Here is a 15,702-nt window from a genome sequence, read left to right as displayed (position 1 = left end):
ATGGGCGATTTCGTCAAGCCGATGCCGATCCCGACGCCCACCACCCAGCCGTTCTGGGATGCGCTGGGCGAACACAAGATTCGGATCCAGTACTCGCCGTCCGCGCAGCAGTACATGTTCTATCCCCGGGTGTTGGCGCCGGGCACGCTGGCCGACGACCTCCAGTGGCGGGAGATCTCCGGGGCCGCATCGCTTTACACCTACACGGTGGCCTACCGGCCGACAGCACCGCATTTTGCCGAGGATGTGCCGCAGCTGCTGGCCGTGGTGCAGTGGGACGAAGGGCCGCGGTTCTCCACCGAGATCGTCAACGCCGAGCCGACCGAACTGGAAGTCGGCATGCGGCTGCAGCCGGTGTTTGTCGACTATCCCGATTCCGGTGTGACGATGCTGCGCTACGAACCGGCTTGAGCTAACTGACTATTGAGTCGGCGTCGTCGCGGCGGATGGCGTTGAGGTGTTCGAAGCGCAGGCAGACCGTGGTGCCCAGCGCGGAGGAATCGATGGTGACGTCGTCGGCCAATGCCTGCATCAGCGGGATGCCGCGGCCGCGGGAGCGGCTTTGCGTGGCCGGGGTGGATTCACGCCAACGGCCCTGGTCGGCGACGGTGATGGTCAAGGTGGCGCCGTCGCGGACAGCTTCCACATCGATGGTGCCGGGGCCGCCGGTGTGCAGGTAGGCGAACTCGGCGGTATTGGCGAGCGCTTCATTGACCGCGAGGACGACGTCGCTGTACCGAACCCTGTCCAGATCCCCGCAAGCTCGCAGCCAGGTCGCGAACTCATCGCGAACCCTGGCTGCGTTGTGCGCATCAGCGACGACATCGTTACGGATGAAACGGTCACCGTCAGCTGTGGGGCATGGGTAACTCGGTGTCGTCATGGCAAATCTCTTATACCCAACTTCCGAGAATTACTCACCCAGTGCGGCGCGTGCCTCTTCCAGAGTCTCGTAGAGACCGACAATATCGGCCAAACCGACCAGTTTGAGGGGCCGGCTTGTGGCGGGCCCGCTGGCCACGACGCCGAAGCCGATGTCGGCGGAAGCCTTGTCGCGGGCTGCGACCAGGACACCCATTCCCGCCGAAGCGAGGAAGTCGACGCCCGAGAGGTCGACGATGATGGCCTTCGGATCCCGCGTCAGCGAGGTGGCAATGCTGGTCTCCAGTTGCGGTGACGTCAGCATGTCCACCACGCCGGTCGCGGAGATGACAACCGTCCGCCCGATCCATTGCTCGTCGATCACACAGCCTGTGTTGGCAGCGGTCGTTGTGCCGGTGGTGGCAGTGCCTTGCTCGTCCAAGATTCACCTCATTTGCACGCGCCAGACGGCACGCTCGCGAATACGTCGTCTCTGCGAGGCTGCCGTCTGAACCTGGCATGAACTTGTTAGCAGGCCTGCGCCGGTCTGCTTACGGCGCGGGGTCAGCATCGGAAACTTCCCGGCGAGACCACTAAAGGCTAACGTACACCGCCTCCAAATGTGGGAGCGGTGACCAACGTCAGGGTGTGCGCCCGCGCCGGCCGAATCGACAAACCGTCGCCTTAGCCCCGGTAAATCGCACCTTTCCGTCAATCCCGGTGCGTCGGAGGGTGAATTTTCTATACTGGACTCATGTTTAATAAGCCGACGACGGCGCTGCCGCCAGGCCCCGGTCTGCCCCCTGCGATTCAGGCCGTGCTGATGTTGCGTTACTGGCCGCACTTAGTATCGGCCTGCCGGCGACGCTATGGGCGGACATTCACCCTGCGAATCGCCCAGATGGGCACGCTGGTGTACCTCGATGACCCAGCCGACATCAAGCAGGTGTTCGCGGGAGATCCCGCGATTTATCATGCCGGCGAGGCGAATTCGATGCTCTCCGGCCTGCTGGGCCCGGCCTCGGTGCTAGTGGTCGACGACGAGGTACACCGCGATCGACGCCGGCTGATGCTGGAGCCGTTCCACCGCGACGCCGTGGCACGTCAGACCGAGGTGATGGCACAGATCGCCGCAGCCAATATCGCCGGCTGGCCGGTGGGTAAGCCGTTTGCGGTGGCACCGAAGATGTCGGAGATCACCCTGGAGGTGATCATGCGCCTGGTCATCGGCGCCAGCGACGCCGCGCGGCTGGCCGCGCTGCGCGAGGTGCTGCCCAAGCTGCTGAACCTGTCGGCGTTCCAGCTGCTGGCGATCGGCACGCCCAGCCTGCAACAGCGGCGGCCCTGGCGCGGGGTGCGCCGGCGCATCGAGGAGGCCGACCGGCTGCTGTATGCCGAGATCGCGGAACGTCGCGCCGATCCGGACCTGGCGTCACGGACCGATGCGCTGGCGATGCTGGTGCGCGCCGCCGATCAGGACGGGCGCACGATGACCGACTCGGAGTTGCGCGACCAGTTGATGACCCTGCTGGTGGCCGGGCACGACACCACGGCGACGGGTTTGTCGTGGGCCCTGGAGCGGCTGACACGACATCCCGCGGTGCTGGCCAAGGCGGTGCGGGCCGCCGAGGCGGGCGACGACGAGTACCTGGATGCGGTGGCCAAGGAGACGTTGCGCAACCGGCCCGTGGTGTTCGACGTCGGCAGGGTTCTGAAACAGCCGGTGGAGATCGCCGGGTATCTGCTGCCAGCCGGGGTGATGGTGGCGCCCGGAGTGGGTCTGGTGCACTCCGATGACCGGGTCTATCCCGATGCGGATCGCTTCGACCCTGATCGGATGATCGGGGCGACGCTGAGCCCGACGACATGGCTGCCGTTCGGTGGCGGGGCGCGCCGGTGTCTGGGGGCGACGTTCGCGATGGCCGAGATGCGGGTGGTGCTGGGCGAGGTGCTGCGCCGGACGGACCTGGTGCCGACGACGGCGCGCGGCGAGAGCCAGCGGGTCAAGCACGTGATTCTCACACCGAAGCGCGGCGCACGGATCACCGTGGCGCGACTGCGGGCCGCACAAGAATTGCGAAACATCCGCAACAACACCGCGATTCACCAATAATCCGGCAGAGGTTTCGTTGCGACATGCCGGGTCGGCCACTTGGCCGTATGTCGAACGTATGTTCTACTGAAGGGCATCGCCAGCCTGCGCACTGCGGGCGTCCTTCAGGAGGAGACCGACGTGACCATGACTGTAGACACTTGGGCAACCGAAGCACCGTCTACCAATACTGAAATGCCGGACCTGTTGCTTCGCCCGGTCGCGGCGACGGTGCCCGAAACCCAGGTGGCGCCCGCCCCGGCGGACACCGAGGAGCCGGCGAAGACCCCGGCCAAGAAGGCCGGCAAGAAGTCCAAGACGCTCGAGCTCACACTCACTGTCACCGGTACCGCCGACGGTGAATGGCACGCGGAGCTCAAGCGGGGCACCACATACGTGGCGCGTAACCTCGCGGTTGCGGCGGCCGCCGTTTCCCGAGCGGCCAAGGAACTGCATCAGGATCTCGCCACCCCGATCGACGAGGTCATCGAGGAGGCGCGCTCGGAACAGGCCGCCCGGGTCGCCGCACTCGAAGCCGAGTTGGAAGCCGCCCGTAAGGCGCTCGCAGACTTGGACTGAGCGGGTCGAACGCCCCAGGTGGACAGGCACAACCCATCGCTGGGTTTCAAATTCCGCAATTCTGTGAATCACCTGCGTGCCGTGTCCCACCCGAGAGAGGTTCCCAGTGAAGCGAATCGCGCATTCCGTTCTTGCAGCATCGGCGGCGGCGGCCGTCCTCAGCGGCTGCTCAGCCTCCGAGGTCATCAACACCGGCGGCGACACCAAGTGCAAGGACTTCCTCACTCAAGACGAGAAGAAGCAGAACGATGAAGTCAGCAAGATGCTCAAGGACAAGAGCGGGCAGGACCCGGCAAATCTAGAGATCACTGCCACGAAGGCCTCCGTCACGCTCTATTGCCAGACACTCGGCAAAGAAGACACCAAGATCTCAGAGGCGCCGCATGGCTAGTGGCCCTCTTCTGCATAGGGCCGACGCCACGTGTTCGAGGCTGGTTGAGCCACCTCGACAGAGAAACTGCTGGGGCAGAACATGATTGGACGAAGCCCATCATGCGCTGCCCCGGACTACTCGCCGCGCGCGGCGTGACCCCTGGGCTACGATGTGGAGCGCCAATGCCGTCGGGGCGCTTTGCTGGCGTGGCGCACGATGATCTTTGGTCGCGGCGCGCGCCGCGTGTGTTTGGAGGTATCACTCATGCGTTCTTTTAGCGTGGCAGTAGTCGTCACGGTTGCCGCGATGTCCGTTTCCTCTGGGCTGGCGGCGGCGGCCCCGAAGGATTACTGCGCCGACCTCAAGGGCGCCAACACCGGCAGCACCTGTGAGATCCAGCTCTCGGACGCCGGGTACAGCGTCGATATCAGCGTCCCGCTGGATTACCCCGACCAGAAATCGGTCGCCGACTACATCTCCCAGACACGTGACGCGTTCCTCAACACGGCCAAGTCCGGCGCGCCCCACAGCACGCCATACGAGCTGAAAATCACGCCGACGGAGTACAACTCGTCGGTTCCCCCGCGCGGCACGCAGGCCGTGGTATTCACGGTGACCCAAGACATCGGCGGTGGGGGTCCTCAGACGACGTACAAAGCATTCAACTGGGACCAGAGCTATCGCAAGGCGATCACCTACACCGCCGCACCCGACGATAAAGAACATGCGCCGCTGTGGCGGGTGGATGACCCGCTGAAGACCGTCGCGCCCATCGTCGAGTCCGAGCTGCAGCAGCAACTGGCACCGCCGCCGGCCGTTGCGCCGCCCGCACAACCCGGACAACCGGTTACGGCCACGCCGACCAGCACGCCGCCACCCCCGCCAGCGCCGTTGCCGTTCGCGCCAGCAGCGCTGTACAACCCGGCCAACTATCAGAATTTCGCGGTGGTCAACGACGGGGTGATTTTCTTCTTCGACCAGGGCGTGTTGTTGCCCACCTCAGCCGGGGCCTTGCACGTTCTGGTGCCGCGGTCCGCGATCGACCCGATGATCGCGTAAGCACGACGTGTCGTCCATCGACTTCTGGTCGAGCCACGATCGCTAACGTCAACGCTGTTCGTACGTGCCATTGGGGACCACCTGATTGGCGCTGTGATGGGAGGTTCTAATGCGCCCGTTCGAGGTGCTGCTGGATGACGAGCGCACTCAGCTCGACGCGTTTATCGAGGAGTATCGGGGCGCCATCGAAGCCGCACTCAGCGGTCTCACCGAGGAGCAGGTTCGTGTCCAGCTCGTGCCCTCGGCGACGACGTTGCTCGGGTTGCTTAAGCACGTCACATGGATGCAGCGAGTGTGGTTCGAGGAGTGCGTCGGAGGTAGACCCCGTGGGGAGCTAGGACTGGTGAACAGTCCAGACGAGTCCTTCCAACTCGCTGACGAGAACAGCAGCACCAGCGTTGTGGCGGCGCACAGGCAGGCCTGTGCGACGGCTCGGGCGGCCGTGTCCGGCCTCCCGCTAGACGCTGTCGTGACGGGCCATCGGGGCGGGCCCCGCACGTTGCACTGGGTGTACCTGCAGGTTCTGCGCGAACTGGCTCACCACTGCGGTCACGCCGACATCCTGCGCGAACAGATTCTTGCTAGCTGAGATCTGAGACCACGTCTTAGCCGACCTGTCTGCGTCGGGACGCGAAGGCTTACGGGCGACTCTAGAAATTGCGGCAATCGTTGCGTCCCAACGCGGATTCGTTCCTGCCCCGCGCCTTGTGCCGGTACATGCTGGCATCAGCTTCCCGGATGAGTTCAGCAGCATCTGCTGTGGCACTGCAGGCCCATCCCGCCGAGGCGGTGAGCGTGACCTCGCCACCGTTGACGAGATACGACCCGGTGAGTACCGCGATCAGGTCCTTGGCCAGCCGTTCGACGGCAGATGGGCGGACATCATCGATGACCAGGACGACAAACTCATCACCGCCGAGCCGGTATACCGAAGAAGGTGGCGCCACCGCCTCGACGAGCCGGCGAGACGCGGCCTCCAGGACGGTGTCGCCCGCGGCGTGGCCGTGGAGATCGTTGACCTGTTTGAACCCATCGAGGTCGATGAACACGGCTCCAACCAAAGCGGTCGGCTGGGTGGCGCGATAATCGGCGATTCGAGCGACCAACGAGTGCCGGTTGTATAGCCCGGTCAGCGGATCGGTCACCGCAAGGCGCGCAAGTTCGGCTTCGGCAACTTTTCGGGAAGTGACATCGTGAAGCTGTGCGACCACGACATCGGCACCGCCATGACCACCGGGTACCAATACCGCGACGCGGTGCGCCCAGATCGTAGTGCCGTCACTTTTGACGTAGCGGACCTCGGTCGAGGTCTGTGATACCGCACCCGAGAGCAACTCGCGCCAATCCTGCTGCGCCACAGCGAGATCTTCGGGATGCACGCCATCGTCGTACCTCAGCACCGCTGCGGCGTGCGGCGGCTGACCCAGCAGCTGGCGCAGCGCTGGGTTAACAAACAGCGCCTGCCCGTCCCTGGCGAACACGGCCTTCCCGAATGGTGCACTGTCAAGGGTGATTTGGAACAAGCGCTGGGCCTCGTCCCGAGACCGTTCGGCCTCGACCCGCGCCGTCACGTCGGTCACCTGGACGTACAAACCCTGCACACGGCCGTCGACAATGTCAGGGAGATAGGCGGCCTGCACGTGTCGGGTGACGCCGTTATGGTCGGTCAGGGTCTTTTCGAACACCTGATCCTGACCTGCCATCGCCGCATAGACATAGGGCAAGCTCGCCACGCCAAGATCCCCGACCAGTAACTCGGTAATATGCAGACCCCGGATCTCACTGGGAGTCTTACCGAAGAAGTTCCAATGGGCCTGATTGGCAACAACATTGCGCAAATCACCGTCCCAGTAGGCGAGCATCGCCGGCAGGCGATCGATGAGTTGCTGAAGTCGTTGCGCATCGTCAGACGCGGCTATTTGCGCCATGATATTCCCTCCGGCAGGCCATACACATCCCCCGCCAGCTAGCATCGCTCGCCAGCTACTCTCCTACCGTTGACCTTAAAGAAGCAGGTACGGTTTCGCGAGCCGCATGTCGTTCGCGGCGGCCGCGGCGCACTCGCGCACCCCACCGCTTCCTCAGTGCTCCTGACGGGACCGGGAATACAACCACTGTGAGTCTTCGAGTGGCTGGTCTGGGACTGGCTGGCAGGGTTAGCGGCGGTCGCCTCGCCTTGGGTTGTGACTCTTACAATCATTCGCCCCGTTGGGTGCGTTTCGGTGGACTTGTCCAGCGCAGGGGCGGACGGCCGACGCTGACCCGGCTCCACCTCGGTGACTTGATCAGAAGACTGCCCGTCCCCGCCCCAGGGGCGGATCGTGGCTCATCACAGTGCTGCCCCGACGTGACTTCCATCCAGGCCGGCGCCGGCCGTTTTGGCGGCCGGATCTGTCCCGCGTATGGAAGGAATCCCACCACCATGACCATCGTTGCGCACAACCACCCGTTCGTCATCGGAGTGGACACCCACGCCCGCACTCACACCCTGGCCGTATTGGTAGCGGCCACTGGCGAGCTGGTCGCCAGTGAGCAGTTTCCAGCCACCGGTGCCGGCCTGGATCGGGCCATCGCCTGGGCCGCGCGGCGCACCGAAGGCGAATTGGCCACCCTGTGGGTCATTGAAGGCATCGCCAGCTACGGAGCCCACCTGGCTTCGGCAGCCAAGCGAGCTGGCTATGAAGTCGTGGAGGCGGCTGCGATGAACGCACGAGCCCATCGCGGGACTGGCAAATCAGACCTCTTCGATGCCCGCAGGATCGCGGCATCGGTGTTGTCCCTTGAGCCTGAGCAGCTGCGCCGTCCCCGAAGTGACGACGGCATCCGAGCTGCATTGCGCATTCTTGTCACGGCCCGTGAGCACATGACGACCGAACGCACCGCGACTGTCAACGCGCTCACTGCGTTGTTGCGTGTGGCCACCCTGGGTGTTGATGCGCGTAAGCCGCTGACCGCCAGTCAAATTAGTGAGGTCGCCCGCTGGCGCACCCGAGTCGAAGACCTTGTCACCGTTACTGCACGCGCCGAGGCAGTACGGCTGGCCAAGCGCGTGGTTGATCTCACCGAGCAACTCGCGACCAATTACAAGAACATGATTGATCTCATTCACGCCAGCAAGGCCGCTGTCTTGCTGGACAAAACCGGCATCGGCCCAGTCACCGTCGCGGTCGTCTACACCGCCTGGTCGCACGCCGGCCGGGTCCGTTCCGAAGCGGCGTTCGCCGCTTTGGCCGGCGTCAACCCGATCCCCGCATCCTCCGGAAACACCGTGCGCCACCGACTCAACCGCGGCGGCGACAGGCGGCTCAACCGTGCCCTGCACATGGCTGTCATCGTCCGGATGACCCACGACCCCGACACCAAGGCCTACGTCGAACGACGTCGCGCAGAAGGACGCACCACCAAAGAGATCCGGCGCTGCCTCAAGCGCTACCTCGCGCGCCATCTCTACCGCACCCTTGAAAAACTCCACGCCGAACCCAACGCCAACCCTCAAGCCGCTTGACAAGACATAGAAGAGTCCACCGATCAAGACATTGCGCCACCGAGGTCCTGGCGAGGCACACGCCGCGGCGGACCTAGATGAAAGCCTTGGCCATATTCGATACCGAGACGAATCAGTGTCTGTAGTTGGTCAGCCGTCTCCACGGCTTCGGCGACTATCTTCGCGTTCAGCTCGGCCGCCAGCGACGTGAGTGCGGTGGCTATCGCACGCTTTGCCGGATCGCTGTCGATGCCAGCGATCAACTCGCCGTCGATCTTGATGATGTCTGGCCGTAATCGCAGCAATTGAGTGAAGCTGGCATATCCGGCGCCGGCATCGTCGACCGCCACCTTGATTCCCCGTTCGCGCAGACCCTTCAGGCCCGCGCCGAGGTCATCGGGAAACGGTTCGTGCTCGGTGATCTCTACGATCAGCTGACGGTCCTGGGCTAACAGGATGTCCTGAATCGCCGTCTCCAGCACAGCGCTCGGGCTCAGGTTGACCGAGACCGGACACTCGCTCGGGATGCCACGAGCTGCCGCCAAGACGGCACGTAGGGCGGCGCCCTCCAGGTCGAGGCCTCGACCTAGGCGGCGGGCCGTGCTGAACCATTGCGTCGGGGTCAACCCCATCGGCGCGGGAAAGCGCGCTAACCCTTCGTAGGCGATAGTTCTGCGGCTCGCCAGATGCGCGATGGGCTGAAATGCCACGCCGAGGACGTCAGGCTGTTCGAGCAGCGCGTCCAGTCGAAGTTGGTGCCCCTCGGCCTCGACCGCTTCCGGCATCATCACCGACGCGACAAATCGAGCTGTGAAGGCCCCCTGCCCGCGGTCTTGACCGTCTGTGATCACGTCCGTCAACAGCGTCGAAAGCTCCGACTGACTGCCGATCAACGCCGAAACAAAATCGCTGACAGCGACCATCGGGTCGATGTCTGTCTGGGTGAAGGCGCCGGCGGCTGTGGCGGCCAGCATCAGCGAACCGATGGCTCTGTCGTTGTGCAACAGCGGAATCACCGCCCAAGATCGGGTGCCCCACTGCTTGTTGATCGCACGGACATTCCGCGACACCGTCCGGTCCGCCTGCGCATCGTGGATCAGGATGGGGTGTTTCTCCTGCGCAGCGATGCCCTGCAAACTGTTGTCCTTGGAGACCACGAATCCCATGGCAGGTGCTAGTACGCCGCTTGCCGAAACCGTCACATAGGAATTGTCGGAGGCGCGAAGCAGATTGATAGCGGCCCCATCGGCATTCGCCATGAACGCACACGCCTGCTCAGCGACGCGGACCATTAACGACGCTGGATCGACCGAAGCGGTCAGTGCCTGAACCAGCCGATCCATCGCACCCTTCCTCCGCATCGGCGACTCACCACGGCAAAACGTCGGTTCTGGGCGAGATATGCGCTGCCAGCGGGAGCTCCGGTCGGGTTCAGGGTACCGAGTTCTCCGAGGGAAAATGCCCACACAGCGGAACCACCGCGATCTGTGCAGCGACTTTCAGCGCCCAGGCACTGCGGCGCAATCTCGCCATCGCTACCCGCGATCGCCCCACGCCATCAATCAGCCGTGGGGACGCTCAACGACAGAGGGATACTTCGTCGGCGGCTCTGGGCGACGCTGCCATGCGCCCGTTGTCCTTATGTGGCAACACATTGAGTCACGTCGCGTCCACTGACCGTTTGGCCCTGGCGGTCTCGGCAATGCCGTCTCGCGCTGTGCGGGATCGCTGAAATATGCTCTCTGAACTGGACTTTTGCGCTGTGGTCTCGGCTGGTATCGAGCCAGCGACCTTCCGCGTGTGAGGCTGACTTAGACCCGCTAACTTTCTGTTTGCACTGGTCAGAGGCTTGCGGATGGGCCGGATTGGACCCTCTGGAGCACTTGGTCTGAAAGTTTGGCCCTATTTTGGCCCTATGAATTCGGGCTCAATTCGACCCCGAGTATCCGGACACCAAGCGGGAGGTCGGGCTTAGGGCTCAAAGAACGACTCGTTGGCCTGCCGTCAACGCCACCATGCCCGGGCTCCAAAGCGGTGCCACCGAGCCCTATGACCATGTCCTGCTTCGATCGCGTTGCCGAGGACGGCCGTTTTGGGTGGTAGCGAGGGCAGGATCCGAGCATGCAACCTCTGGGTTATGAGCCAGGCACCGGGCATTTTCGGCATCACGCCGAATCCCAAAGAGCTGGTCAGTCCGTTGTGTAAGTCCACTCAGTACCGTTGGGTCCCATGCTTTTGGGGGTTTCGCAGCGTTGTGTTCCCAAATTTGTTCCCAAATCTGGCCATCTTCCGGCCGTCCGGACTTCCGCTGCCACACAGTCTCGGACCCCCAACCCGTTGATCAAAAGTCAGTGGGGCAGGCCACGTCATCCAGCGTGGCCGGTCCAGCCTTACTTGCGGAATTCGTGCCCCACTCGTCCAGAAAGGTGGCGCCCGCGATTAGCAGGCGCGGAGGCGACTCGCCACGCGCGGGTGCCTTAGTCAATCTGACGCGTGGTCAATGGTCACCATTAGAGTGACTGCAAAGTCGCCTGCGCCTTTGCGGGCTTCAAGTTGGAAGGCGCCACTATGGACCCCGTTTCGATAGTCGTCGCGGCACTGGCCGCGGGAGCATCGGCTGGGCTGACAGACACCGTCGCCGAAGCCATAAAGGATGCCTACGGCAGAGTTAAGGAACTACTATCAGAGGCGAGATATTCGCAGGTTGACACCAAAGCCATTGAAGCCAAACCTGACTCGGAGGTCCAGCGAGCAGCTCTTAAAGAAATACTGACAGACGCTGGCGCGGAAGGAGATGCCGCACTGCTCGCCGCCTCCAGTTACCTTTTAGAGGCGATCCGAATTCATGCACCGAGCGCGGCGACCGCCGTTGGTGTCGACCTAGACAGAATTAGTACCGAATTACTAAATGTCCACGACGTAGACGCCGGCGCAGGCGCGATCGGCGTCAGGGCCAGCGACATAGAAGCACGTGTTGTAAACATCAGTGGTATACGCGCAGGCGAGCAGCAACGCCCAAACCCTTAGTAGGCGCGACTCCAGCCCCCGGTTTCGCCGCGCGTATTGAGAATGTTTCTACCGGGAGAGATTTATTTGTCGCTGGCCGCGACAACGTCGTCACGGAGCTTCGCGCGGAGCATGTGCATTTCGGCGAATCCCAGGCGTCTGCTTCGACGTTGCAACAGGGATATCGACTATATGTCTCAGAGCTTGCCCCTAGGCCGTTACTAGATCGGTCAGCCGAGCTTGCTGACCTGAGGCAATTCCTGGAGGCTGACGGCCCTTACCTCTGGCTGCAAGCCGACCCCTGGTCTGGCAAAACGGGTCTCCTGGCGACTTTCGCGCTCGATCCCCCTTCCGAGGTCGACACAGCTTATTTTTTTGTCCGTCGTGGAATAGCCACAGAATGCGATCTAGCGGGGTTCAACTTCAAGATCGTTCCCCAATTAGCTGTCATAACCGGTGAGCAATTGCCAAACGACTGGACCGGGCCGGCGTTGAACGACCTGAGGCGCAGACTCCTTGAGACTGCATGTGAACTGGCTCAGCGGAAAGGGCGTCGGATCGCTCTTATCGTCGACGGCTTAGACGAAGACGATGGCTCCCCGAGTATTGGATCGCAATTACCGATGCGGCCGCACCCCGCGCTGCGAATTATCATTTCGAGCAGACGCGCGCCTCTCGTCCGGGAGAGGCTTCAACCCGAGCATCCACTGTTCGAGTGGCATTCAGTACCTCTACCTCCGTCGCCGCATGCTCGCGGGATCGGGCGTCGTGCCGAAGATGAGTTACAGCGGGCGCTGCAAGACCCACTGCTCCGAGACGTGGTGGGGTTTATCGTTGCCGCTCAGGGTGGACTCAGCTGCGCAGATCTGTCCGAGTTGACGTCCCGAGTTAAGCCTGACATCACTGCCGCCTTGGCAGGCGAGGCTGGCCGACTGTTGACGGCACAACGCGGAGCCTCTTTTCAAGGAGGGCTCGGAGACCGCTATGTTCTTGCGCACGACCAACTGCTCACTCAAGCTGAGCTGCAGCTTGCGCCCCGGGTTGCGGATTACCGGGATCGCATTCATTCATGGGCTAAGAGTTACGTCGAGAAGCGCTGGCCTGACTCTAGTCCCGTGTACTTGCTTCTCGACTATCCCCGCGTCCTGAAGAACGCCGGCCGAGGCGACGATGTGTATCTTTTCGCCTCTGATGATGACCGCCATAAGCGCCTATATCTCATGACGGGCGGTGATGCCGCATCGATGCTAGAACTGACAGGCGCCATTGATTATCTCGCGCGTCAACCCTGCCCCGACTTGGCGAGAATTTGCGTTCTTGCGCGACACCGTGATGCCGTGTCATCTCGAGGCACAGTTATACCCGAGCTCTTGCTAACAGCTTGGGTGCAACAAGGACAACTTCACCGGGCAATGGCAGCTGCTCAGGCGCGAGGCGACGATGGGGCGTACATAACGGTCGCGGCCGCGCTTTCCGAGTTGTCAGAAGCGAATTCAGCCCTGGATGTTTTGAAGAACGTCTCCGACGCCCGCCTCCGAGCGACGGCTCTGTCACGCGTTGCGGCGGCAATGGTTCGCGGTGATTCTCGGGATAGCGCGGCCGAACTGTCCGATTACGCCATCGCATTAACGTCCAATATCATCGACAAAAATCGCAGAGCTGGCGCGTTGGCTGAGCTGGCAGCGGAGTTCGGATCGATGGGCGACCGCGCGCGTTGTGGACGGGCAGCCATGGAAGCAGTCGCTATCGCGGACCCAAGATACACCGACTACAGCGAAGACCTAGCGATGGCTGCCGCGGCGATTGCCGAACTCGGCGATGGTCAGACCGCGGTCTATCTGGGGAGCCGGGTTACCAACGACTCTAGGTCGAAAATCTATGCGCGAGTTGCTTTCGCCTTGGCGAAAATCGGCGACTCCGAGCTCGCTGGTCGCGTCGTGGCGATAGTTCCCGACGACCATTGGCGCATGCGAACACTAATCGAGGTCACGGCCACGACGGCCATCCCGACAGACGGCGCAGCGGCACAGCTCAACTCGGCGCTTTTCAGGATCGACAAGAAGCAGCAAGGTCGGGTTAGCGCGCTCGTCGCTGCAGCACAAGCTCTGGCGGACGCAGGACGCTTTGACTGGATCGAGCTATTAGCCTCCTTGATCTCCGACTCTGATCCAAGACGTATTGACCTGCTCGCAGGGTTGGCGGAGGCGCTTACGCGCGCTGGTGACCTCGCAACAGCGCGGCGGATCGGGGAAATCATAGGGGCGACACCGGGATCGGTGCGACCACTGCCGTACGAATTGCCGTCGCTCATGATGAGCCAGACGACGCCTCTCGCATGGCATCGCCAAGTTGCCGACGCGATCGGTGAATTGACGGGGAGCGGAGCCCGGGCCCTCCTGATTGTCGCGGTGGAGACAGTGAAAGCCGGTCAACCAGCCATAGCTGTGGACCTCGTTCGCAAGATAACCAATCACTGTGGTCGAGCAGCCGCTATGAATGTCGTTGCCCACGCAATGGCCGACACTGAGTCGCGCTCCTCGGTCGCGAAAGTTGTCGACGAGGCATCCGAGCTCGCAATCCGCGATCCCTACGGCCGAGTTATTGCGAAATGCACTGCCGCCGTTGCTCTCGCAAAATCCGGGGATGTCGTCAAGTACCGACAAGCCATTGATGCGGCGAACGCCGATGCGACAAGTACGACAGACGCTTCTGAGAAGGCCAAAATGTTGGCGGTAATTGTCTCTGCGCTACTTGAGATTGGCCAGTGTGAGTCTGCCGAATCATTGTGTGAAGGTGTGGATCTCGACGACGTTCGGGCAGCATTGTTGACTAGAGTGGCTGTTGCCCATGCCCAATCTGGCTCAGTTCTGATGGCGGAGCGTGCGGCGAATGCCCTTACTAACGATGGGTTACGCCGAGCTGCATTGGCGGCCGTAGCTACTCAGTTAACCCGAAGCGGTGATCTTGAACGCGCCGAGCAGGTCATTCGCGGGTTCTCAGATACAGAGCGGACCGCGGAGCGAATTGCCGTGTGCACAGCGTTGGTCCGAGCGGGACGCGTTGAACAAGCAATAGCGATGATTCGTAACGTCAGAAGCGGTCCTCAGCGCGGCGAGGGCTGGTTGGCTGTCATACGAGAATTAGCCGCCAACGGAATGTTTCGCAAGGCCAGATCTTGCCTCACCGAGATAGACGACGACATCCTCTGGGAGAAGACGCTCAGCGCAGTCAGTATCGGGTATGGCCGGCACGGGAGGGTCATCAGAGCGGTTGGCACGCTGCTACTGATGAGCGACGGCGACCTACGTTCTGAAGCGCGGTCGGATTTAGTGGCGGTTCTAGCGGAGGCGGGCCGTCCGAGAGCGGCTAAATTCGCGGCCGAGCTGGACGTTACGTACGACGATCCAGATGCGTCCATTCAGCGGATGTCCGTAGTAATGGCTGCATTGGCGAAGGGAGGCAAGTCGAAACGTGCTCGAAGGACGGCAAATAGAATCTCCGACAGACCTCTTCGTGTCGCGGCGCTGGCCAGCATCGCACAGGAGTGTGCTGCCGAGGGAGATTTTCAACAGGCGCGCCGAATCATGGACGAGGCGCTGTCCCTCGCTCATTCACGCATACGTGATATCGAGTACTCCGGGGCGCTGATAGCTGCTGTTGCCGCCCTGGCTCGTATTGGGGACCACCAACGCGCTGAGAGCCTTATTCGTTCCGCTCCCAGAGGAAAGCGACCTGGTGCCATCACCGCGATGGCTGCCGGCGTGGCTGCATCTGATCCCGACCTGGCCAATCGTCTAGTGCGCAGCGTCACTAGTCCTACGGACGTTGCTTCGGCCTACCTGACCGTCGCGTCTGCACTAGCACGTAGTGGTCATCTCGACCATGCGCAAGCCTGCGTAAACGCAATCCCAGATCCCGCGCAGCGGACGGCAGCTCTCCCGATCATCGCCGAAGCGGCAATCACTGCCGGCCACACAGATCGTTCTCTCGACCTTCTCGCCGCAATTCCTGCTAGTCGCGAACTCGCTGAGGTTGGCGCTCTTCTTGCCGAGACGGGCCACGAAGTCATTGGGCGTGCTGCAATCGCTAGAGCGTGGTCGGGTGTGCCGTGGTTCATCCCACTGCCGGCACTCGCGAAGGTGGATCCGGCAGCGGTAGTCGCTGCGACCGAACCGACCGAATGACTCAGGAGGTTTGGACGGTCGTGTTGTCCACCCGGAGATCACCCGCGACGCTTCGCAGAACCGT

General features: G+C 62.5%; 13 protein-coding genes. 9 read left to right on the top strand and 4 right to left on the bottom strand.

From position 1 onward, the window contains the following. Entirely contained in the window at positions 1–411 is a 411-nt protein-coding gene (locus G6N38_RS23150) for a Zn-ribbon domain-containing OB-fold protein (protein ID WP_163750318.1), read from the top strand. Between the two features lies 1 nt (position 412). Here the strand turns inward: G6N38_RS23150 and G6N38_RS23145 are convergent, their stop codons facing one another. Both G6N38_RS23145 and G6N38_RS23140 read right to left on the bottom strand, forming a co-directional pair. Next, positions 413–883, bottom strand: a complete 471-nt coding sequence (locus G6N38_RS23145; protein WP_163750317.1) for an ATP-binding protein — start codon at positions 881–883, stop codon at positions 413–415. Positions 884–913: 30 nt separating this feature from the next. Continuing rightward, positions 914–1,303 carry an STAS domain-containing protein gene (locus G6N38_RS23140; RefSeq protein WP_163750316.1) on the bottom strand — a complete coding sequence of 130 codons (390 nt, stop codon included), beginning with the start codon at positions 1,301–1,303 and terminating at the stop codon, positions 914–916. Between the two features lie 312 nt (positions 1,304–1,615). Here G6N38_RS23140 and G6N38_RS23135 point away from each other — a divergent pair, with 312 nt between their 5' ends. The 5 genes from G6N38_RS23135 (at position 1,616) to G6N38_RS23115 (ending at position 5,553) form a co-directional block, all read left to right on the top strand. Beyond that, complete coding sequence (locus G6N38_RS23135) at positions 1,616–2,974, top strand: cytochrome P450 (RefSeq protein ID WP_163750315.1); 1,359 nt, start codon at positions 1,616–1,618, stop codon at positions 2,972–2,974. A 126-nt stretch (positions 2,975–3,100) separates the two neighbouring features. After that, positions 3,101–3,532 (top strand): DUF6319 family protein, encoded by a 432-nt coding sequence (locus G6N38_RS23130; protein WP_163752291.1) that lies wholly within the window; start codon positions 3,101–3,103, stop codon positions 3,530–3,532. A 106-nt stretch (positions 3,533–3,638) separates the two neighbouring features. Further along, entirely contained in the window at positions 3,639–3,923 is a 285-nt protein-coding gene (locus G6N38_RS23125) for a hypothetical protein (RefSeq protein ID WP_407662801.1), read from the top strand. Between the two features lie 246 nt (positions 3,924–4,169). Continuing rightward, positions 4,170–4,964 (top strand): RsiV family protein, encoded by a 795-nt coding sequence (locus G6N38_RS23120; protein WP_163750314.1) that lies wholly within the window; start codon positions 4,170–4,172, stop codon positions 4,962–4,964. A 109-nt stretch (positions 4,965–5,073) separates the two neighbouring features. Continuing rightward, a complete protein-coding gene (locus tag G6N38_RS23115; RefSeq protein ID WP_163750313.1) occupies positions 5,074–5,553 on the top strand; it encodes a DinB family protein in 480 nt (159 codons plus the stop codon). Positions 5,554–5,614: 61 nt separating this feature from the next. Here the strand turns inward: G6N38_RS23115 and G6N38_RS23110 are convergent, their stop codons facing one another. Then, entirely contained in the window at positions 5,615–6,892 is a 1,278-nt protein-coding gene (locus G6N38_RS23110; protein ID WP_163750312.1) for a diguanylate cyclase, read from the bottom strand. A gap of 494 nt (positions 6,893–7,386) precedes the next feature. On the opposite strand from G6N38_RS23110, the gene G6N38_RS23105 reads away from it, so the two are divergent. Then, positions 7,387–8,469 (top strand): IS110 family RNA-guided transposase, encoded by a 1,083-nt coding sequence (locus G6N38_RS23105; protein ID WP_163750311.1) that lies wholly within the window; start codon positions 7,387–7,389, stop codon positions 8,467–8,469. Between the two features lie 23 nt (positions 8,470–8,492). Here G6N38_RS23105 and G6N38_RS23100 read toward each other — a convergent pair whose 3' ends face one another. Beyond that, positions 8,493–9,791 (bottom strand): sensor domain-containing phosphodiesterase, encoded by a 1,299-nt coding sequence (locus G6N38_RS23100; protein WP_163750310.1) that lies wholly within the window; start codon positions 9,789–9,791, stop codon positions 8,493–8,495. A gap of 1,225 nt (positions 9,792–11,016) precedes the next feature. Between G6N38_RS23100 and G6N38_RS23095 the strand changes: the two genes are divergently transcribed. Next, positions 11,017–11,475 (top strand): Het-E N-terminal domain-containing protein, encoded by a 459-nt coding sequence (locus G6N38_RS23095; protein WP_163750309.1) that lies wholly within the window; start codon positions 11,017–11,019, stop codon positions 11,473–11,475. Between the two features lie 1,094 nt (positions 11,476–12,569). Further along, a complete protein-coding gene (locus tag G6N38_RS23090; protein ID WP_163750308.1) occupies positions 12,570–15,638 on the top strand; it encodes a hypothetical protein in 3,069 nt (1,022 codons plus the stop codon). The last annotated feature ends 64 nt before the right edge of the window (positions 15,639–15,702 follow it).

The organism is Mycolicibacterium helvum, from assembly GCF_010731895.1.
GTDB lineage: Bacteria > Actinomycetota > Actinomycetes > Mycobacteriales > Mycobacteriaceae > Mycobacterium > Mycobacterium helvum.
This window is presented reverse-complemented; position numbering and strand designations above follow the sequence as displayed.

Excerpts from the sequence above, each read along its gene's own strand:
- G6N38_RS23150 (WP_163750318.1), top strand. The coding sequence starts at position 1 with ATGGGCGATTTCGTCAAGCCGATGCCGATCCCGACGCCCACCACCCAG.
- G6N38_RS23145 (WP_163750317.1), bottom strand. The coding sequence starts at position 883 with ATGACGACACCGAGTTACCCATGCCCCACAGCTGACGGTGACCGTTTC.
- G6N38_RS23135 (WP_163750315.1), top strand. The coding sequence starts at position 1,616 with ATGTTTAATAAGCCGACGACGGCGCTGCCGCCAGGCCCCGGTCTGCCC.
- G6N38_RS23130 (WP_163752291.1), top strand. The coding sequence starts at position 3,101 with ATGACTGTAGACACTTGGGCAACCGAAGCACCGTCTACCAATACTGAA.
- G6N38_RS23120 (WP_163750314.1), top strand. The coding sequence starts at position 4,170 with ATGCGTTCTTTTAGCGTGGCAGTAGTCGTCACGGTTGCCGCGATGTCC.
- G6N38_RS23115 (WP_163750313.1), top strand. The coding sequence starts at position 5,074 with ATGCGCCCGTTCGAGGTGCTGCTGGATGACGAGCGCACTCAGCTCGAC.
- G6N38_RS23110 (WP_163750312.1), bottom strand. The coding sequence starts at position 6,892 with ATGGCGCAAATAGCCGCGTCTGACGATGCGCAACGACTTCAGCAACTC.
- G6N38_RS23105 (WP_163750311.1), top strand. The coding sequence starts at position 7,387 with ATGACCATCGTTGCGCACAACCACCCGTTCGTCATCGGAGTGGACACC.
- G6N38_RS23100 (WP_163750310.1), bottom strand. The coding sequence starts at position 9,791 with ATGGATCGGCTGGTTCAGGCACTGACCGCTTCGGTCGATCCAGCGTCG.
- G6N38_RS23095 (WP_163750309.1), top strand. The coding sequence starts at position 11,017 with ATGGACCCCGTTTCGATAGTCGTCGCGGCACTGGCCGCGGGAGCATCG.